Annotated in this window: 19 protein-coding genes; 14 read left to right on the top strand and 5 right to left on the bottom strand. The window is 64.6% G+C overall.

Annotated features, from left to right (window positions below; all coding sequences use genetic code 11):
- The first annotated feature begins 85 nt into the window (after positions 1-85).
- The 14 genes from fliF (at position 86) to fliR (ending at position 12621) form a co-directional block, all read left to right on the top strand.
- Positions 86-1855 carry a flagellar basal-body MS-ring/collar protein FliF gene (gene fliF / locus P3T23_RS06065; protein ID WP_429315267.1) on the top strand — a complete coding sequence of 590 codons (1770 nt, stop codon included), beginning with the start codon at positions 86-88 and terminating at the stop codon, positions 1853-1855.
- A complete protein-coding gene (gene fliG / locus P3T23_RS06060; protein WP_429315266.1) occupies positions 1845-2840 on the top strand; it encodes a flagellar motor switch protein FliG in 996 nt (331 codons plus the stop codon). Before fliF ends, fliG begins: the two co-directional genes overlap by 11 nt.
- On the top strand, positions 2833-3501 hold the full coding sequence (gene fliH / locus P3T23_RS06055) for a flagellar assembly protein FliH (protein WP_429315265.1): 669 nt from the start codon (positions 2833-2835) through the stop codon (positions 3499-3501). The genes fliG and fliH overlap by 8 nt, the downstream gene beginning before the upstream one ends.
- Positions 3495-5036, top strand: coding sequence for a flagellar protein export ATPase FliI (fliI, locus tag P3T23_RS06050; RefSeq protein WP_429315264.1), 1542 nt, complete (start codon positions 3495-3497; stop codon positions 5034-5036). The genes fliH and fliI overlap by 7 nt, the downstream gene beginning before the upstream one ends.
- Before the next feature lie 11 nt (positions 5037-5047).
- Positions 5048-5497 carry a flagellar export protein FliJ gene (gene fliJ / locus P3T23_RS06045; RefSeq protein WP_429315263.1) on the top strand — a complete coding sequence of 150 codons (450 nt, stop codon included), beginning with the start codon at positions 5048-5050 and terminating at the stop codon, positions 5495-5497.
- Positions 5498-5551: 54 nt separating this feature from the next.
- Positions 5552-7120, top strand: a complete 1569-nt coding sequence (locus tag P3T23_RS06040; RefSeq protein ID WP_429315262.1) for a flagellar hook-length control protein FliK — start codon at positions 5552-5554, stop codon at positions 7118-7120.
- A 500-nt stretch (positions 7121-7620) separates the two neighbouring features.
- The gene (locus P3T23_RS06035) at positions 7621-7953 is read left to right on the top strand and encodes a hypothetical protein (RefSeq protein WP_429315261.1); all 333 of its coding nucleotides are present in this window, start codon (positions 7621-7623) and stop codon (positions 7951-7953) included.
- A gap of 87 nt (positions 7954-8040) precedes the next feature.
- Positions 8041-8553 (top strand): flagellar basal body-associated protein FliL, encoded by a 513-nt coding sequence (gene fliL, locus P3T23_RS06030; RefSeq protein WP_429315260.1) that lies wholly within the window; start codon positions 8041-8043, stop codon positions 8551-8553.
- Positions 8554-8608: 55 nt separating this feature from the next.
- Positions 8609-9607, top strand: a complete 999-nt coding sequence (gene fliM, locus P3T23_RS06025; protein ID WP_429315259.1) for a flagellar motor switch protein FliM — start codon at positions 8609-8611, stop codon at positions 9605-9607.
- The gene (fliN, locus tag P3T23_RS06020) at positions 9600-10067 is read left to right on the top strand and encodes a flagellar motor switch protein FliN (protein WP_429315258.1); all 468 of its coding nucleotides are present in this window, start codon (positions 9600-9602) and stop codon (positions 10065-10067) included. Before fliM ends, fliN begins: the two co-directional genes overlap by 8 nt.
- A complete protein-coding gene (gene fliO, locus P3T23_RS06015) occupies positions 10064-10648 on the top strand; it encodes a flagellar biosynthetic protein FliO (RefSeq protein ID WP_429315257.1) in 585 nt (194 codons plus the stop codon). The genes fliN and fliO overlap by 4 nt, the downstream gene beginning before the upstream one ends.
- Entirely contained in the window at positions 10649-11518 is an 870-nt protein-coding gene (gene fliP / locus P3T23_RS06010) for a flagellar type III secretion system pore protein FliP (RefSeq protein ID WP_429315256.1), read from the top strand.
- Positions 11519-11543: 25 nt separating this feature from the next.
- The gene (gene fliQ / locus P3T23_RS06005) at positions 11544-11813 is read left to right on the top strand and encodes a flagellar biosynthesis protein FliQ (protein WP_133661297.1); all 270 of its coding nucleotides are present in this window, start codon (positions 11544-11546) and stop codon (positions 11811-11813) included.
- Positions 11814-11838: 25 nt separating this feature from the next.
- Entirely contained in the window at positions 11839-12621 is a 783-nt protein-coding gene (gene fliR, locus P3T23_RS06000; RefSeq protein ID WP_429315255.1) for a flagellar biosynthetic protein FliR, read from the top strand.
- 112 nt (positions 12622-12733) lie between these two features.
- Here the strand turns inward: fliR and flgL are convergent, their stop codons facing one another.
- The 5 genes from flgL to P3T23_RS05975 form a co-directional block, all read right to left on the bottom strand.
- Positions 12734-13954 carry a flagellar hook-associated protein FlgL gene (gene flgL, locus P3T23_RS05995; protein ID WP_429315254.1) on the bottom strand — a complete coding sequence of 407 codons (1221 nt, stop codon included), beginning with the start codon at positions 13952-13954 and terminating at the stop codon, positions 12734-12736.
- A gap of 14 nt (positions 13955-13968) precedes the next feature.
- A complete protein-coding gene (gene flgK / locus P3T23_RS05990) occupies positions 13969-15969 on the bottom strand; it encodes a flagellar hook-associated protein FlgK (RefSeq protein WP_429315253.1) in 2001 nt (666 codons plus the stop codon).
- 238 nt (positions 15970-16207) lie between these two features.
- Positions 16208-16972 carry a flagellar brake protein gene (locus P3T23_RS05985; RefSeq protein WP_429315252.1) on the bottom strand — a complete coding sequence of 255 codons (765 nt, stop codon included), beginning with the start codon at positions 16970-16972 and terminating at the stop codon, positions 16208-16210.
- A 274-nt stretch (positions 16973-17246) separates the two neighbouring features.
- Positions 17247-18176, bottom strand: coding sequence for a flagellar assembly peptidoglycan hydrolase FlgJ (gene flgJ / locus P3T23_RS05980; RefSeq protein WP_429315251.1), 930 nt, complete (start codon positions 18174-18176; stop codon positions 17247-17249).
- A 9-nt stretch (positions 18177-18185) separates the two neighbouring features.
- Positions 18186-19403 carry a flagellar basal body P-ring protein FlgI gene (locus tag P3T23_RS05975; protein WP_429315361.1) on the bottom strand — a complete coding sequence of 406 codons (1218 nt, stop codon included), beginning with the start codon at positions 19401-19403 and terminating at the stop codon, positions 18186-18188.

The following is a 19403-nucleotide window of genomic DNA, read 5'->3' as shown; positions in this document are numbered from 1 at the left end:
ACGTGAAAGTGTCTGCCCCTGCGCCCGTCGGCCTGACGCGGCGGCCGGCAGCAGAACGCAAGGCATCCCCGGAGATACCCGACGCATGGATTCGTCAGCCAACTCTTTGATTAACCCCGACGCCCGCATGGGACTCGCCGGTGCGCAAACTGGCGCGGGCGGCGCCGGCCAGCCCGGTGCCGCCGACCTCGGCGGGGGATTTGGCCAGCGCCTGTCAGCGTTTCCGACCTCGCTCACACAGATGCGCGGCAATCCACGGGCGCCGCTGATCTTCGCCGTCGCGCTGCTGGTTGCGATCGTCGCGGGTCTCGTGCTCTGGTCGCGCGCGCCAGACTACAAGGTGCTCTACAGCAATCTGTCGGACCGCGACGGCGGCGCGATCATCACCGCGCTCCAGGCTGCCAACATCCCCTACAAGTTCAGCGATTCCGGTGGCGCGATCCTCGTGCCCGCCGAGCAGGTTCACGAAATGCGCCTGCGGCTCGCCTCGCAGGGGCTGCCCAAAGCCGGTTCCGTCGGCTTCGAGCTGATGGACAACCAGAAGTTCGGCATCAGCCAGTTCGCCGAGCAGATCAACTACCAGCGCGCCCTCGAAGGCGAACTCCAGCAGACCATCGAGTCCATTTCAGCGGTGAAGTCGTCGCGCGTGCACCTCGCGATTCCGAAGCCCTCCGTGTTCGTGCGCGACCACGAAGCGCCGTCGGCCTCAGTGCTCGTCAACCTGTACCCGGGCCGCACGCTCGACGAAGGCCAGGTGGTCGCGATCACCCATATGGTTTCGTCGGCGGTGGCCGACATGCCGGTGCGCAACGTCACGATCGTCGACCAGGACGGCAACCTGCTGACGCAGCCCGCGTCCGGCACCGGTCTCGACGCGAGCCAGCTGAAGTTTGTCCAGCAGATCGAGCGCAACACGCAGCAGCGCATCGACGCGATCCTCGCCCCGCTGTTCGGCGCCGGCAACGCGCACTCGCAGGTGAGCGCCGACGTCGATTTCGCCAAGCTCGAGCAGACGTCCGAAAAGTACGGCCCGAACGCGACACCGGACCAGGCTGCGATCCGCAGCCAGCAAACCAGCACGGCGACGGAAATGACGCAGGGCGGCGCCTCGGGCGTGCCGGGCGCGCTGTCCAACCAGCCGCCGCAGCCGGCATCCGCGCCGGTCGTCGCGAGCGCCAACGGCGCGAGCAGCGTGACCACGACGCCGGTCAGCGACCGCAAGGACCAGACCACCAACTACGAGCTCGACAAGACCGTGCGGCACTATGAGCAGCCGATGGGCGGCATCAAGCGGCTGTCGGTGGCGGTGGTGGTCAACTACCAGCGCCAGGTCGACGCGAAGGGTCACGCGACGATGCAGCCGATGTCCGCCGACAAGCTCGCGCAGGTCAACCAGCTGGTAAAGGACGCAATGGGTTACGACGCGAGCCGCGGCGACTCGGTAAACGTGGTCAATAGTGCGTTCACGACCGAGGTCGACCCGAACGCCGACCTGCCATGGTGGCGCACGCCGGAGATGATCGCGCTCGCAAAACAGGTCGCGACGTATCTGGGCATCGGTGCGGTGGCCCTGTTCCTCTACTTCGTGATGGTGCGCCCGGCGCTGCGCCGCGCGTTCCCGCCGCCGCAACCGCCTGTCGCGGCGCTGCAGTCGCCGGACGAGCCGATGCTGCTCGACGGCCTGCCCTCGCCCGACAAGACGGCCGTCGAGGTGGAAGAGGAAAACAATCTGCTCTCGTTCGAAAATGAGAAGCATAAATATGAGCGGAACCTGGAATTCGCCCGCAACATCGCGCGCCAGGATCCGAAGATCGTAGCGACTGTCGTCAAGAACTGGGTGTCCGATGAGCGCTGAAGGCGTAGTGAAGAGCGCGCTCCTGCTGATGTCGATCGGCGAGGAGGAGGCCGCACAGGTGTTCAAGTTCCTCGGTCCGCGCGAGGTGCAGAAGATCGGCGTCGCCATGGCGGCGCTGAAAAACATCACGCGCGAGCAGATCGACGAGGTGCTGCAGGAATTCGTCAAGGAAGCGGAACAGCACACCGCACTGTCGCTCGATTCGAGCGACTACATCCGCTCGGTGCTGACCAAGGCGCTCGGCGACGACAAGGCCGGCGCGATCATCGACCGGATCCTGCAAGGCAGCGACACGAGCGGCATCGAAGGCCTCAAGTGGATGGATTCGGCCGCGGTCGCCGAACTGATCAAGAACGAGCACCCGCAGATCATCGCGACGATTCTGGTCCACCTGGATCGCGATCAGGCTTCCGAGATCGTCGCCAACTTCACCGAGCGGCTGCGTAACGACGTGCTGCTGCGGATCGCGACGCTCGACGGCATCCAGCCGGCCGCGCTGCGCGAACTGGACGATGTCCTGACGGGCCTCTTGTCCGGCAGCGACAACCTCAAGCGCAGCCCGATGGGCGGCATCCGCACGGCGGCGGAAATTCTCAACTTCATGTCGAGCGGCCACGAGGAATCGGTACTCGAGAACGTCCGCCAGTACGATTCGGAACTCGCGCAGAAGATCATCGACCAGATGTTCGTGTTCGAAAACCTGCTCGACCTCGAAGACCGCGCGATCCAGCTGCTGCTGAAGGAAGTCGAGTCCGAATCGCTGATCATTTCGCTGAAGGGCGCGCCGCCTGCGCTGCGCCAGAAGTTCCTGTCGAACATGTCGCAGCGCGCCGCGGAACTGCTCGCGGAAGACCTCGACGCACGCGGCCCGGTGCGCGTCTCGGAAGTCGAGACGCAGCAGCGCCGCATCCTGCAGGTCGTGCGCAACCTGGCCGAAAGCGGCCAGATCGCGCTAGGCGGCAAGGCGGAAGACGCCTATGTCTGATCAGAACTCCACGCGCAAGGAGAGCCTCTCGGCCTACCAGCGCTGGGAGATGGCCTCGTTCGACCCGGTGCCGGAACCGGAACCGGTCGACGAAGGCGCTTTCGAAGCCGAACTGGAGCGCCTGCGCGACGCCGCGCACGCGCAGGGTGTCGCAACCGGCCATGTCGCGGGCCAGGCGCTCGGCTATCAGGCGGGCTACGAACAGGGTTACGCGCAGGGTCTCGAGCAGGGCCGCGTTGAAGCGCGCGCGGAAGGCATGCGCCTTGCCGCCATTGCCGACACGTTCTCGGCCGCACTCGGCGGCGCGCAGGGCGAGATCGCCGACACGCTCGTGGCGCTGGCGCTCGACATCGCGCAGCAGGTCGTCCGTCAGCACGTGCAGCACGATCCCACCGCGCTGATCGCCGCCGCCCGCGAGGTGCTGGCGACCGAACCGGCCCTTGTCGGCGCACCGAGTCTGATCGTGAGCCCGGCGGACCTGCCGGTCGTCGAAGCCTATCTGCTTGAAGAACTCCAGGCGCGCGGCTGGACCGTGCGCACCGATCCGCTGGTCGAGCGCGGCGGTTGCCGGGCGCATGCCGGCACCGGCGAAGTGGATGCCGGCATCGGCACCCGCTGGGAACGCGTCGCCGCGGCACTGGGCAAGGTGAGCACGTGGTGAAGCCGACCCTTCAGGAAATCGAAGCCAGCGACCTGACGCCGCTCGAACGCGAGCTGGCGCTGGCGTCGTTCGGCACGCCGGAAACGCTGCCGCCCGCGAAACCCGCTGCCGCCGCGGCCAGCCGCGAGTCAGCACCGGTTTTCAGGCCGGATCCCGCGCTTGTGCAGAATCCGCATTTTCAGGCCTGGCGCGCGCATCTCGACGGCCTGCGCGCCCGCAACGCCATCGCGCGGCCGCTGCGCGGCTGCGGGCGCCTCACGCGCGCCGCCGGTCTCGTGCTCGAAGCGGTTGGCCTGCGTCTGTCAGTGGGCGCGGAAGTGATGATCGAACTGCCGCCCGGCAGTCCGATCGCCATGGCCGAAGCGGAGGTCGTCGGCTTTGCGGGCGACAGGCTGTTCCTGATGCCGACCACCGAAGTCCACGGCCTGTTGCCCGGCGCGCGCGTCTATCCGCTCGAGAGCGCGCCGATCGCCGATCCGATGGCGGGCGCGAAGCGTCTGCCGGTCGGCTGGGAGCTGCTGGGGCGTGTCGTCGATGCATCCGGCCGGCCGCTCGACAGTCTCGGTCCGCTCGGCGCGGCGGCTGATGCGCCGCTGTCGGCGCCGTCGATCAACCCGCTGCGCCGCGAGCCGATCCACAAGGTGCTCGACGTCGGCGTGCGCGCGATCAATGCGCTCTTGACCGTCGGCCGTGGCCAGCGCATGGGTCTCTTTGCCGGCTCAGGTGTCGGCAAGTCGGTGCTGCTCGGCACGATGGCCCGCTATACCAGCGCCGAAGTGATCGTGATCGGCCTGATCGGCGAACGCGGCCGCGAAGTGAAGGAATTCATCGAACAGATTCTCGGCGAGGAAGGTCTCGCCCGCTCGGTCGTGGTTGCCGCGCCGGCCGACGTGTCGCCGCTCCTGCGCATGCAGGGCGCGGCTTATGCCACGTCGCTCGCCGAGTACTTCCGCGATCAGGGCAAGCATGTCCTGCTGCTGATGGACTCGCTGACCCGCTATGCGATGGCGCAGCGCGAGATCGCCCTCGCCGTCGGTGAACCGCCGGCAACCAAGGGTTATCCGCCGTCGGTGTTCGCGAAGCTGCCGGCCCTCGTCGAGCGGACCGGCAATGGTCCGGAAGGTGGCGGTTCGATCACCGCTTTCTATACTGTACTGACCGAAGGCGACGATCAGCAGGATCCGATCGCCGATTCGGCACGCGCGATCCTCGACGGCCACATCGTGCTGTCACGCGCGCTCGCAGAAGCCGGCCATTACCCGGCCATCGATATCGAAGCCTCGATCAGCCGCGCGATGACCGCGCTGATCGACGATGCGCACCTCGACCGGACGCGTCTTTTCAAGCAGATGCTGTCGCGCTATCAGCGCAATCGCGACCTGATCAACGTAGGCGCCTATTCGAGTGGCCGTGACGCGGTGCTCGACCGTGCAATCGCGCTGTATCCGAGGATGGAAGCGTTCCTGCAACAGGGCTATCGCGAAAGCGCTGGCTTCGAGTCGAGCGTAGCCATGCTCGACTCGCTGTTCGAATAAGGAGTGGACAGATGTCGAAGCATTTTCCGATCAAGACGCTGATTGGTCTCGCCCAGGACGACGTCGACGCTGCCGCGCAACGGCTCGGACGTGTGCAGCGCGAGCGCAACGACGTGGAAGCGCAGTTGAATTCGCTGATCCAGTATCGCGACGAGTACCACGCGCGCTTTACGGCCACCGCGCAATCCGGGATGCCTGCCGGCAACATGCGCAACTTCCAGGCGTTCATCGACACGCTGGATGCCGCCATCGACCAGCAACGCAAGCTCCTCGTCACCGCGACGGCACGGGTCGAAGCGGCCAAGCCCGAATGGCAGCGCCAGAAGCAGAAGCTCGGCTCGTTTGAAGTCTTGCAGGCACGCGGCGAAGCTGTCGAAGCAAAGCAGACCGCGCGGCGTGAGCAGCGCGACGCCGACGAACACGCGGCAAGAATTCTCCGGATGCGCGTGGAAGGCGTCTGACGCGCCCGCGCATGACTGACTGATACGAACGGATACACGAACGAGAGATAACGTATGTCGCCTCTTTCACTGATCAACTCCCTGCTCGGCACCGCCAGCGGCACGTCGTCCAGCGGCTCGCCGGCAAGCTCGAGCGCCCTGCCGTTTGCGCAGACGCTGCAGCAGAGCATCGATTCGCAAAACAACGCGGCACAGGCGAGCGCCAGTGCGTCGCAAGACGCGTCGTCCTCGTCATCGTCGTCGGCTTCGTCTTCCCCATCGTCGTGGGATTCGTCTTCCGCTTCGTCGTCGGATTCGTCTTCCGCTGCGTCGCCAGATTCGTCGAGCGTGCACGATGTGCCGACGCCGGACAGTTCGTCGAACAGCGCGGACGCGGCCGGCAGCAAGCAGTCCACGGACAGCACGACGGCGACGAACCCGTCGACGGGCAACTCGCAGCAGGCCTCCGGCAACGGCAGCGGCAACCCGGCTGGCAGCACGACGTCGAAGCCGCAACAGGATGCGAACGCGCCGGCGACGCCGCCCACGACGGCTGCGGCGGCGGCAACCGCAGCGGCGGCGGCTGCCGCACAGGCACAGGCGCAGGCGAGCGCGGCGGCAACCACGGCGGCCACGGACGCATTGCCGGCCGACCCGGCAGCGACGGTCCCGGCCACTACGCCCGTCGCATCGACTCCGGTCGTCGGCACGAATATCGGCAAGAAGATCGCGTCACTCGATCCGAAAGCGGTTCAGGACGGGTTACAGGCAGCGCTGGCGGCGTTGGCGAGCGGCCAGGGCGCAGCGGCGGCAATGCCAGCGACGACGGCCGCTGCGGCGGGCACTGCAACGGCTGGCGGCGCGGACGCGACGGGGCTTGGCGCGCGCGGTGCTGGCGCGGGCACGGGCCTGTCGCCTGGCGCGAAGCTTGCCGATGGCAAGGGCGGGTTGGGCGACAACGTGAAGTCTACGGTTGCGAACGCGGCGGTGGCGGCGACGCCCGATGCACTCGCCGGGCGCAGCGCTGGCGAGGCGCTGGCGGCCGCGAACGCCGGCAATGCACAGGCTAGTTTTGCGACGCTGAAGGACAGCGCCGACTCCGCGCAAGCGGCGCTCGCCGCGACTCAGGCGGCATCTGCAGCGGCCGCGTCGAACGCCGTGTCGCCGACGACCAATCCGAACGCAATCGCGGTGGCCAGCACGGCGCTGACCCCGCAGGTCGGCACGCCCGACTGGGACGAAGCGCTGAGCCAGAAAGTCGTGTTTCTTTCGAATGCGCACCAGCAGACGGCTGAACTGACCTTGAACCCGAAGGATCTCGGACCGCTACAGGTCGTGCTGCAAGTTGCCGATAACCATGCACATGCGCTGTTTGTTTCGCAGCATCAGCAGGTACGGGAGGCGGTGGAAGCTGCGCTTCCGAAGCTTCGCGAAGCGATGGAGCAAGGGGGGATTGGGCTTGGCAGCGCGAGTGTGAGTGATGGATTTGCGAGGCAGACTGCCCAGCAAGATGGGGGTTCTTCTTCCTCGCGGGGCGGTAGCAGGAGCGGTCGCGGCGGCGACAGTGCGGATTCTGATGGCGCTGTCAGTGTCGCTAATGTGCCTGTCCGGCGGACTGTTGGGTTGGTTGATACTTTTGCCTGATTTTTCTGCTCGTTTTTTTGCTTTTTTTTTTTTGTTGTTGTTTGGGGTCTGGTTGTTTGCCTGGTTTGTTTGCCTTTCCTTGTTTTGCCTTTGGTTTATTGGCGTTGCCCCTGTGCGGGGCGGCACCTACTTTTCTTTGTCTTGCCAAAGAAAAGTAGGCAAAAGAAAGGCGCCGAAAACGTGTCCTTTCTCGATGGGTCGCTAACCGGGAATGGCAACCCATGAAGTGTCGCCCTCGCAAGGAACCGACATTGGTCCGACACCAGACCATCCCTCGCGCAGTACCGCCCGTGACAAAGGGCTCATTCATCCCACTCCGCACTACGTGCGTCGCGGAGGGGCTTTTCGGGTGATGGTCAGGGCGGACGTTTTGCGCACCGGCGATGCCCCCCGGCACACTTGGACGTGCGGCCATTCGCCTGCGAATCAGCGTGCCGTCGGTCGGCAAAGGCATGCACGAGGGGTTACGCCGGTCGGCGACGCGCGTAGCGCGGAGTCGGATGGATGAGTGCTTTGTCACAGGCGGTACTGCGCGAGGGATGGTCTGGCGTCGGACCAATGTCGAATCCCTTGCGAGGGCGACACTTCATGGGTTGCCATTCCCGGTCAGCGACACATCGAGAAAAGACGCGCTTTCGGCGCCTTTCTTTTGCCTACTTTTCTTTGGAAGACAAAGAAAAGTAGGTGCCGCCCCGCACAGGGGCAACGCCAATAAACCAGAAGCAAAACAAGGAAAGGCACCACCCCAGGCAAACAACAACAACAACAACAACAACCAAAACCAAAATCAGAAACAGAAAAAGCCAGCCGGCAGGCTCAAACACATGAGCTAACCAGAATAACCCCTTCTTTTCGACCCATCGCAAACCCGTAAGAAACCTGAGAATTCACCTTACAGTATTGAGGCAATCAAAAACCCCATGGCAACCACGACCGCAAACCAGCAAGCCAGCGCGCAGCCGTCCTCACCGGGCCTGATGAAGCGCATCATCGTGATCCTGCTGATCGTACTGGTCGCCGCTGGTGCGGCCGGCGCGGCCACCTGGTTCTTCATGTCCAGAAGCGCCCCGGCGCAAGCCGCCTCCACATCGCCGGCGGCACCGGCGCCCAGCCCGATCCCGGTGTTCTTCCCGCTCGAGCCGATGACCGTGAACCTCCAGTCCGACGACGGCCAGCAGCACTATCTGCGCATCGGCCTCACGCTCAAGCTCAACGATCAGCAAACCCAGCAACATCTCACCGAACACATGCCGGAAATCCGCAGCCGTGTCCTGCTCGCACTGTCGAACAAACATCCGGAAGAACTCGCGCCGCTCGAAGGCAAGCACGCGCTCGCCAAAGAACTCGAAACGCTGATCGAGCAGCCGACCGAAACGGGCGGTCAGCCAGTACACGTCGCCGATGTGCTGTTCACCGAATTCGTCGTGCAGTGACGCCGTCTCACGCGACTGCCATCATTAACCGACACGGGACGCACGAGGAATAGGAATGGGCCACGAAGAGTTCATGTCCCAGGAGGAGGTCGATGCCCTCCTCAAGGGCGTTACCGGTGAATCGGACGCCGAATCCGACGCAGGCGACAGGTCCGGCATACGCCCGTACAACATCGCCACGCAGGAACGCATCGTCCGTGGCCGGATGCCCGGCCTCGAAATCATCAACGACCGTTTCGCGCGTCTTTTGCGCGTCGGCATTTTCAACTTCATGCGGCGCACGGCGGAAATCTCCGTCGGCCCGGTGAAGGTGCAGAAGTACAGCGAGTTCACCCGCAATCTGCCCATCCCGACGAACCTGAACCTCGTCCACGTGAAGCCCCTGCGCGGCACGTCGCTGTTCGTGTTCGACCCGAACCTCGTGTTTTTCGTCGTCGACAACCTGTTCGGCGGCGACGGCCGCTTCCACACGCGCGTCGAAGGCCGGGATTTCACCGCAACCGAACAACGCATCATCAGCAAACTGCTCAACCTTGTGTTCGAGCACTACGCGACATCGTGGAAGAGCGTGCGCCCGCTGCAGTTCGAATTCGTGCGCTCGGAAATGCACACGCAGTTCGCCAACGTCGCCACGCCGAACGAAATCGTCATCGTCACGCAGTTTTCGATCGAGTTCGGCTCGACGGGCGGCACGCTGCACATCTGCATGCCGTATTCGATGATCGAGCCGATCCGCGACATCCTGTCCTCGCCGATCCAGGGCGAAGCCATGGATATCGACCGCCGCTGGGTGCGCGTGCTGTCGCAGCAGGTTCAGTCGGCGGAAGTCGAGCTGACCGCCGATCTCGCGCAGGTGCAGGTCACGTTCGAACAAATCCTGAACATGCGCCGTGGCGACGTGCTGCCGCTGAATATCCCCGAGCACATCACGGCAAAGGTCGATGGCGTGCCGGTGATGGAATGCGGCTACGGAATTTTCAATGGTCAGTACGCGTTGCGGGTCCAGAAGATGATCAGCGCAGCGGACACGATGAAGGAAGGTGGATATGAGTGAGCTGAACCCCACGCCGGAGAAGGAACTCCCGGTCGGCGAGCCGCAACTGGCCGTCACGGAAGCCGCAACTGAAGAAGATGAGATTGCAATGGACGATTGGGCAAGCGCGCTCGCCGAGCAGAACGACAACCCCGGAGTGAACGCGGCGACGGCCGGTGTGTTCCAGCCGCTGTCGAAGGTCGAACCGACCACCACGCGTAACGACATCGACATGATCCTGGACATCCCCGTCCAGATGACCGTCGAACTCGGCCGCACCAAGATCGCAATCCGCAACCTGCTGCAACTCGCGCAGGGCTCGGTGGTGGAACTCGACGGCCTCGCCGGCGAACCGATGGACGTGCTCGTGAACGGCTGCCTGATCGCCCAGGGCGAAGTGGTGGTCGTGAACGACAAGTTCGGCATCCGCCTGACCGACATCATCACGCCGTCCGAGCGCATCCGGAAACTGAACCGATGAAACGCGTGACAGGCCTCGCCGTGCCCGAACGAAGCGGCGTGCCGTTTCGTCTGCGCACGCGCCTCGCCTCGCTGGCCGCAGTGATCCCGGCGGCGGTCGCCGCCACCGTGGCGCGCGCCGCCGACATCAACGCAGTCAACCACGCCGCACAAATCGCTTCGGGCGTGGGCGCGGGCTCCGCGGTGCCGGCGCTCGGTTTCGGCGCGGTGCTGCAAACGCTCGTGGGACTACTCGTCGTGATCGGCCTCGTGTTCGGTTGCGCAGGGCTCGCCCGGCGCCTCGGCCTTCAGCCGTCGCAGCGCAGCGGCCTCGTGAAGACGATCGGCGGCGCGTCGCTCGGCGGCAAGGAGCGCGTTGCGGTCGTCGAGATCGGCGACACGTGGCTCGTGCTCGGCGCCGCGCCCGGCAACGTGCGGCTGCTTCATACCATGCCCGCCGGCCCGGCCGGCGCGGACCTCACGCCCGCGGGCACACCGGCTGCGCCCGGCGCGCTGCCCGGCACTTTCGGACAACGCTTTCGCGACGCGCTCAAAAACGAAGCAGGCAAACGTTTTCAGCGACGCGCGAGCGGAGAACAGTAAATGCAGTTCAATCATCGAGAAGCGCAGGATGCCTGCGCGCCGGCCAGCCACGCGCTGACAAACGCACGAAAAGGCGCACGCGCAGGCGCCCTGCCCCGCTCAGGCAGCCGTGTCGGCACGGCATTGCGCCGCGTCGCGCCGCTTGCGGTTCCTGCACTGATGCTCGCGCTGCCGACGCTCGCGTTCGCGCAAACGGCCGGCCTCCCCGCCTTCAACACGAGCCCCGGCCCGAACGGCGGCACGACGTATTCGCTGAGCGTGCAGACGATGCTGCTGCTCACGATGCTGACGTTCCTGCCGGCAATGGTGCTGATGATGACGAGCTTCACGCGGATCATCATCGTGCTGTCGCTGCTGCGCCAGGCGCTCGGCACGACTACGACGCCGCCGAACCAGGTGCTCGTCGGTCTCGCTTTGTTCCTGACGCTGTTTGTGATGTCGCCGGTGCTCGACAAGGCCTATACCGATGGCTACAAGCCTTTCTCCGAAGGCACCCTGCAGATGGACCAGGCGGTCTCACGCGGGCTTGCGCCGTTCAAGACGTTCATGTTGCGGCAAACGCGTGAAACCGATCTCGCACTCTTTGCACGGATCTCTCACGCCGCGCCGATGCAGGGCCCGGAAGATGTGCCGCTGTCGCTGCTCGTGCCGTCGTTCATCACCAGCGAACTGAAGACCGGTTTCCAGATCGGCTTTACGATCTTCATTCCGTTCCTCATCATCGACATGGTGGTGGCCAGTGTGCTGATGTCGATGGGGATGATGATGATCTCGCCCGCGACGATCTCGCTGCCGTTCAAGCTGATGCTGTTCGTGCTCGTCGACGGCTGGCAGCTGTTGCTGGGTTCGCTCGCGCAGAGCTTCGTGTGACCGCCGCAAACACGGAATATCGAGCATGACGCCCGAAGCAGTCACCACACTCGCGCATGAAGCGATGTACGTCGCCCTGATGCTCGCCTCGCCGCTACTGCTCGTGGCGCTGGTGGTCGGCCTCGTCGTGAGCCTGTTTCAGGCAGCCACGCAGATCAACGAAACCACGCTGTCGTTCATTCCCAAGCTGGCGGCGATCATACTCACGCTCGTCATCATCGGCCCGTGGATGCTGTCGACGATGCTCGACTACATGCGTCACATGTTCACGAGCATCCCGTCGTTCGCGACCTGAGCCTCACTCCGCCACCGCACGTTCGATGTTTTCCGTCACCTACGCGCAACTGAATGCCTGGATGACCGCCTTTCTCTGGCCGTTCGTGCGCATTCTCGCGCTCGTCGCGAGCGCACCCGCGTTCGGTGACAAGTCGGTGCCGACGCGCGTGAAGGTGGGCCTTTCGGGTTTCGTGACGATCATCGTCGCACCGACGCTCGGCGCCATGCCGCAGGTCAGCGTCTTCTCGTCTGACGGCTTGTGGATTATCGTCAACCAGTTCCTGATCGGCATCGCGCTCGGCTTCACGATGCAGATCGTGTTCGCCGCGGTCGAGGCGACCGGCGAAATCGTCGGGCTCGGCATGGGCCTCGGCTTCGCAACGTTCTTCGACATTCACGCGAGCGGCTCGAGCGCCGTGCTGTCGCGCTACATGTGGGCGATCGCCGTCCTCACGTTCCTTGCCTTCGACGGCCACCTGCAGATGTTGAGTGCGCTCATCGCGACGTTCCAGTCGGTGCCGATATCGGCCAGTCTGCTGGGTGCGAACGGCTGGCGCATGCTGGCCGGGTATGGCAGCACGGTTCTCTCGGCCGGACTGCTGCTGTCACTGCCTGTCGTGACCGCCTTGCTGATATGCAACCTCGCGCTCGGCATTCTCAACCGCGCAGCGCCGCAGATCGGTGTCTTCCAGGTGGGCCTGCCGCTGACGATGATCGTCGGTCTCCTGCTCGTGCAACTGATGCTGCCAAACATGATCCCGTACTTCGCCCGGCTGTTCGACAACGGTATCGAAGAAATGGGACGCGTAGCGGCAGCCTTCCGGTAGCGGCGAACAGCCGGACCGACGCCAGATGGACTTCAGATACGGACAGAAAGAAAGCCCGGGGCCTTGCGGTCCCCGGGCTTTCTTTTTGTTCTGCCAGTCATGACACTGCCGGTCAGTTGCTGATGTAGTTGAACAGCGACATCTTCTGGATCATCGTGAAGCCTTGCTGCGCCGCCTGCAGCGAGTACTGGGTCATCGTGTACTTGCTGACGACCTTCGTCATGTCGATATCCGTGAAATTGGCCAGGTTGCTTTGCGTCTGCAGCGAGTTGCTCTGCGTGACCGACTGCAGTGCCTGAACTTCGTTTTCGCGGCCACCGACCGAAGCCTGCACCGTGACGACGTTGTTCAACGTATTGGCGAGCTTGCTCATGCCCGTCGTCAGTGCGTTGTTCAGGGTCGCTGCCGCCGCCGTCGAGCTTCCTACGGGAACCTGCAGCGCGGCCACAACCGCATCGAGGTTAGCAAACACGTCGGTGCCGGCCTGGGTCGCAGGCGTGACGCTGAACGAGTCGCCTGTGGCCGGCGCCCCCGAGATCGCGACGGTCTGGCCGCCGCCGAGCGCGATCGCCGAGCCAGCGGTGTACGTCCCGGCTACCGCAGGCGTGCCCGCGGTAACGTTGGTTACCGTATAGGTTGTCGGGCTTGTGAACGCAATCGAGAACTGATCCGCATTGGTCGCGCTCCCGGCGTTGGTCGTGCTTACCGGGCTGATCGTCCCGCTACCGGTATTCCCGGCCGCTCCCGAAGGAATCGAACTCGTGCCCGCCGCCCCCACGCTGAGGAATACCTGCGCGCCGGTGTCGCCGGTCGCGATGGTCCGCGAGCCGGTGACCTGCACGCTCTGTACGCCGTTATCTCCGGTGTACTGCACAGCGCCGCTCGAGCCGACGCTGAACGGCGCGTTGGCAGACTGGAAACCCGCAAACAGGTAATTGCCCGATCCGTCGGTGCTGTTCGCGAGCCCCATCAGCTGCTTGCGCAGACCCTGCAATTGCGTCGCGATCGCGCTCCGGTTGCTGTCGTTGAGCGAGCCGTCGCCGGCGCGCACGAGCAGCGTGTTGATGTTGGTCAGCACGCTGTTGACGCTCGACAGCGTCGAGTCTTCCGCCTGCAGCGACGAGAGCGCAGTATTCTGGTTGGTGGAATACTGCGACAGCGTCGATGCCTGCATGCTCAGCTGGACGGCCTGGGCGGCGCCCACCGGATTGTCCGACGGCGTGCTGATTGCCACGCCGCTGGAGAGCTGCTGGTAGAGCTGCGCGAGCGTCGACTGCTGGTTGTCCATCGTCTGGACGTTCATGCCGAAATACTGGCTCGTAGAGATGCGCATATGCGTTCAACGCCTCACTGGAAAATGCCGAGGATGGTCTGGAACAGCGTGTTGGCGGTCTGGATGACCTTGCTGTTTGCCTGATACAGCTGCTGATACTGCAGCAGGTTGGCCGCTTCCTCATTGATGTTGACGCCCGACACCGCCTGCTGTGCGGTGGTGATCTGCGTGACGAGCGAGCTCTGCGCCGTGTTCGCCGTCTGCACCTGGTTGGTCTGATTGCCGATGTTGTTGACGTAGTTCGCGTACGCGTCGGTCAACGTGACGGAGCCGCCGTTCAGCTGCTTCGCTGTCACGAGGTTCGACATTGCCTGCGCGTTGCGGCCGTCCTGGCCACCGCCGGTGTTCGTTGCAATCGCGAACGTGTCACCGTTCGAGGGCGCACCGCTGATCGTCACGGTCACACCGTTCATGGCGCCGCCTGCCGGCACGGTAGCGCCGCCATTGATCGTCAGGGTCGCGCCCGAAGCGGCGCTGTACGGCACCGGTGTCGTGCCGGCCGCGTTGATCGTGTACGTGGTGGCTGGCGTCCCCGCCACGGTCACGACCGAGTACGGCGGAAAGCCCGTCAACTGGCCGCCGGCCGTCGAGCTATAGGTGAGTGTCGTCGTCGACGAAGGCAGCGAGTAACCTGCAGTGACCGTGCCCTGCGTGATCGTCGCCGACCCGGCGTTCGACGTCCCGGCTGTCGCGAGCACCGGTGAAGATGCGGCGATTGCCGAGCCGCTCGTGGTCGTCAGCGCGAAGTTGCCCAGCGCGGCGCGCGTCGGCTCGACCGTGAACGAGTCTCCCGCCGCCATCGAACCTGTCAACGCGAACTGCAGCCCGCCGATCGGATTGGTCAGGCTCGTCGCCTGGCCGACGATGCTGCCCGTCGCCTTGTCGGTCAGCGTGTAGTTGGTGCCGTCGAAGGCGAGTGTGTAGTCGCTCGTCGTTGGCTGGGCCGCGTTCGCGAACGAGACGCCCAGCGTCGCGCCGCCGGTGTTTTTCGGGTTGGTGTAGACAGTCGGGCTACCGACCGTGAACAGCGCGCCGCCCTTGTTGCCCGACAGATCGATCCCGAGCGCGTTCTGCCCGTTCACCTGGGCCGCGAAGCTCGTGGCGATTGCGCCAAGCTGGGCTTCGGCCGGATCAAGCGACTGGCTGCGGAATGTCAGCAGGCCGCCAAGCTGGCCGCCCACATCGGTGCTGTCCGGGATGGCCTGCGGCGTCGGCGCCGGATTCTGACCGGCCAGCCCCGCGTACGCCACCGCGAGTTCCGTCGGATCCGACGGCGAAGTCATGGTGGTGAGATTGAAGCTCTTGTCGCTCACCACGAGCGGCTGGCCGTTGCCCATGAACACGCTATAGCCGCTGCTGCCCTGCACGACCTGCACGCCGACGAGTTGCGACAGGTTCGAAACCGCGAGATCGCGCTGGTCGAGCAGCTGGTTCGGCGGTTGACCGGACGAGCTGGCGGCCGCAATCTGCGTATTCAGCTGCGCGATCTGCGCGGAGTAGGTGTTGACCTGCGCAACGGTGTTGGTGAGCTGCGTGTTCACGCTCTGGCGCAACTGGTCGTACTGGTCGCCCGCAGCGTTGATCTGGTCGGCGAGCGACTGCGCGCTGCTCATCGCGGTCTGGCGCATGGCCTGATTGGATGCGCTGTTGGCGACGTTCTGCAAACCCGTGAAGTAGCTCGTGATCGCGCTCGAAATACCCGTGGTCGGACTGCCGACCGCGTTATTGAGCTGCGCGATCATCGTGTAGTAGGACGTCAGCGAGCCCGACTGCGACTGCGCCGTGTTCAGTTCAGTGGTCAGGTACTGGCTGTACTGGCGCTGCACGGTCGTCGTCGACACGCCCTGCGGCAGATAGCCCGATCCCGTGTACTGCCCACCCGTTTCCGAATAGACGGGACGCTCGACCGAATAGCCGGCCGTCGCCTGGTTGCTGATGTTCTGACCTGTCGTCGTCAGCCCCCACTGGGCTGCGTTGAGTCCACTGAGGCCGATATTGAAAAGGGTACTGGACATGCGTCATCCTGAATGGCGACCCACAGGTGCCGCCGAGTTGACTGAACATCATGTATATCGGCCAGCCCGCGAAAAGATTGAGGGCCAATTGCGGATCGGGACGCCCTTTTTAGCGGGATATTTCGTGTTCTGCGGGCGTCGGTCGCGAGTGCAGCGCACGCGATTTTCGCGTGCGTGCCTTAGGCTTGCTTTTGAACTGACCGCGGTCTGCGGCTGACCTGCTTTCGGCCTGTTTCCGTCAGGCCCGAACGAGCGAGCGGCGCTTCATTTCAAGCTGCGTGATGAGGCGCTGCAGCGTGTTCTCCGCGTTGCCCGGCAGCGTGACGAAGCGAAAACCAAGCTGATAGCGCTGCGTGCCGTTCGGTTGCGCGACCGCGCGCGTCGAAACGAGTTCGAGGTCGACCGTCAGCTTGCCGAGCGCGCCGAGACTCAGTTCGGTATCGGGCAAGAGCGCGCCCAGCAGTAGCTGTGCGACGCGCTCATCCGTCGTGCGCATGCCGACGCCGCCCAGCGACAGGTCCTGCACGTCGAAGCGGAACGGCCCGCCCTCCGGCAGCCGGCCGCTGCAGATATACGGATCGAGTATCGGCCCCTCGACGCGGAAATACTCGCGGCGCTGCACGTAGAAGAGCACTTCCGGGAAATCCGACTCGAATGCCGGCCGGCCTTCGAACTGGGTCGCGCGCGGCGTCGACGTGGCGAATTCGACGCGCACGCCGTCCGGCGACGCGTGGAAATGGCTGCGCGGCGCGCCGAGCAATCCCTGGTTCTGCTCGGCGAGCGCGCCCCAGTCGAACGTAAACGTTCGGCCGCGGACATCGACATCGAGAATTTTCGTAACGAGCTGTCCGCCCTTGTACTGGACAGTCAGAAAATCGCCACGGTTGACGAGATTGCGCAGCTGAACGCCGATTTCCAGCGGATTGCGGCGACCGAAATCGTGGCCGCTTTCAGCGTCGTCCGCCGGGCTGTTTTCGACGCCATTTGACTGGGTGGTTTCCATGAGCTTGCCGGTATGCCTGTTCTTGCGGGCACGTCCTGCGGGTGGGGACGGGGAGCCGTTTTGCAGGCCTCGTCCGTTGCCTTCAGACGCGCGTTCAGCCGGAGTTGCTTACTGCACCTTTCCGGTATCGGGTCTATCTGATTAGCGGCAGCGGATCCCCAAAGTTTAGGGCCGTCTCGCGAAATATTTTCCGCAAACGTTCAACCCGCGCGGGACCGGCAGTGCGGCGCAGTGCAGCGAAAAGAGGCGATGTCCGGCATGAGCTTGCGCCGCGTCAGCCCATCCTCTGCATGATCGAGATGAGCTTTTTCGCGTAGTGCGGGTCGGTCGCGTAGCCGGCGCGTTGCATGCCGTGCGCAAAGCCGTTTACATCGTGCGACGAATTCAGCACCTGGGCGTAGCGCGGATTCGCTTTCAGCATGCCCGCGTAATCGGTCATCGCCTGTTCGTAGGAGTCGTAGGCGCGGAATTTCTCGACCTTGCGCTGCGGCTTGCCGTCAACGTATTCGGTCGTGACCGTCGATACCGTCTTGCCGGTCCAGTCTTTCGTCGCCTTGATGCCGAACACGTTGTGGCTCGTCGAACCGTCGAGCTTCCTGATCTCGCTCTTGCCCCAACCCGATTCCAGTGCCGCCTGGCCGATGATGAAACGCGCCGGGATGCCGGTCGCCTCGCTGGCGGCCTGGGCGGGCGCCGCGAGCTTGTCGACGAACGCATCGACCGTCGGCGACGAGCCGTCGCCTTTCATCGGCGGCGTCAGTGCGCTGTTCGCCGAATAACCCTTACCCGACTGCAACGCGCCATTGTTCGCGGGGTTCGCATAGGCCTTCGCGAGCGCGTTGAGTGCGGTGCTGTTGCCGGCATTCGCGTCGCCGGCCTGCATGCCGGAATTAAGCATCAACTGCTTGAGCATCGCATCGGCCACGCCGATGCCCTTGTTCGACATCTGCTGCGCCAGTTGCTGGTCGAGCATCGACGTGAACGTCGCGCTGTCATGCGAATCGAACGGGCCGTCGGAGGGCGTCGCTTCGCGCATGCTTTTCAGCATCATCTGCGTGAACACCGCGTCGAACTGCTTCGCGGCGGACTTCATCGCCTCCTGCGGCGCGGCCTTCGCCTGGGCGCGCATGGCGTCGAAGCCCTGCACGTCGAGCGCGAAGCGCTGCGACAGGTCGGGTGCGTTCAGTGTCGAATCGGAATTCATCGCTGTTCCTTAGATGATTTCGAGGTCGGCGCGCAACGCGCCTGCTGCCTTCATCGCCTGGAGGATCGACATCAGATCCGCCGGCGTCGCCCCAAGGGCGTTGAGCGCCTTCACCACATCCGCGAGATTCGCTCCCGCACTGACGAGCTTCAACGCCCCGTTGTCCTGCTTCAACTGGATCTGCGACTGTTGTGCAACCACGGTCTGGCCGTTCGAGAACGCGCCCGGCTGGCTCACCACCGGCGTCGTATTCACCACCACCGACAGATTGCCGTGCGCGACAGCGCAGTTCTGCAACGACACCATCTGGTTCATCACGATCGAGCCGGTGCGCGCGTTCAGGATCACCTTCGCGGCCGCCTGCGCCGGCTTCACGTCGAGATTCTGCAGCTGCGCCATGAACGCGACCTGCTGCGCCGGATCGGCCGGCGCGCGCAACTGGATCGTGCGGCCGTCGAGCGCGACGGCGGTACCGAAGCCAAACGCATTGTTCACGGCCGAGGTGATCCGCTGCGTCGTGTCGTAATCCATCTCGTTGAGTTCAAGCTGCATCGTGCCGGCTTGTGAGATCGACGTCTGCACGGCGCGCTCGATGAGCGCGCCGCCTGCGATGCGGCCCGCTGCAAGCTGGTTCACCTGCACCCTGCTGCCGTTGGCGCTCGCGCCCGCACCGCCCACCGCCATGTTGCCCTGCGCAAGCGCGTACACCTGGCCGTCGGCGCCCTTCAGCGGAGTGAGCAGCAGCGTGCCGCCGCGCAGGCTTTTGGCATTGCCGAGCGACGAGACGGTCACATCGATCGCTTCACCGGGCCGCGCGAACGGCGGCAACGTCGCCGTCACCATCACGGCCGCGACGTTTTTCAGCTGGATGTTCGACAGCGAAGACGAACCGCTGCTGCTGCCCGCATTGGCCTGCGCGTTGTTGATCGAGATGCCGAGGTTCGCGAGCATGTTCGCGAGGGTCTGCGTCGTGAACGGCGTCTGCGTGGTCTGGTCGCCCGTGCCGTCGAGGCCGACGACAAGGCCGTAGCCGATCAGCGGGTTGTCGCGCACGCCCTGGATCGACACAAGGTCTTTCAGGCGTTCGGCATGGGCCGCCGGCGTGGCAACGGGCAGCGCTGCGCACGTCAGCGCGAACAGGGCGAGCGCACGGCAGACGGAGCCGAAGCGGCCATGCGGACGGCGGATGCGGGCGAAGCCGGCACGGCGGCAGATTGCGAGTCCCAT

Source organism: Paraburkholderia sp. GAS448 (assembly GCF_050435685.1).
GTDB lineage: Bacteria > Pseudomonadota > Gammaproteobacteria > Burkholderiales > Burkholderiaceae > Paraburkholderia.
The sequence above is the reverse complement of the archived record's forward strand: the minus strand, read 5'-3'. Positions and strand labels throughout refer to the sequence as shown.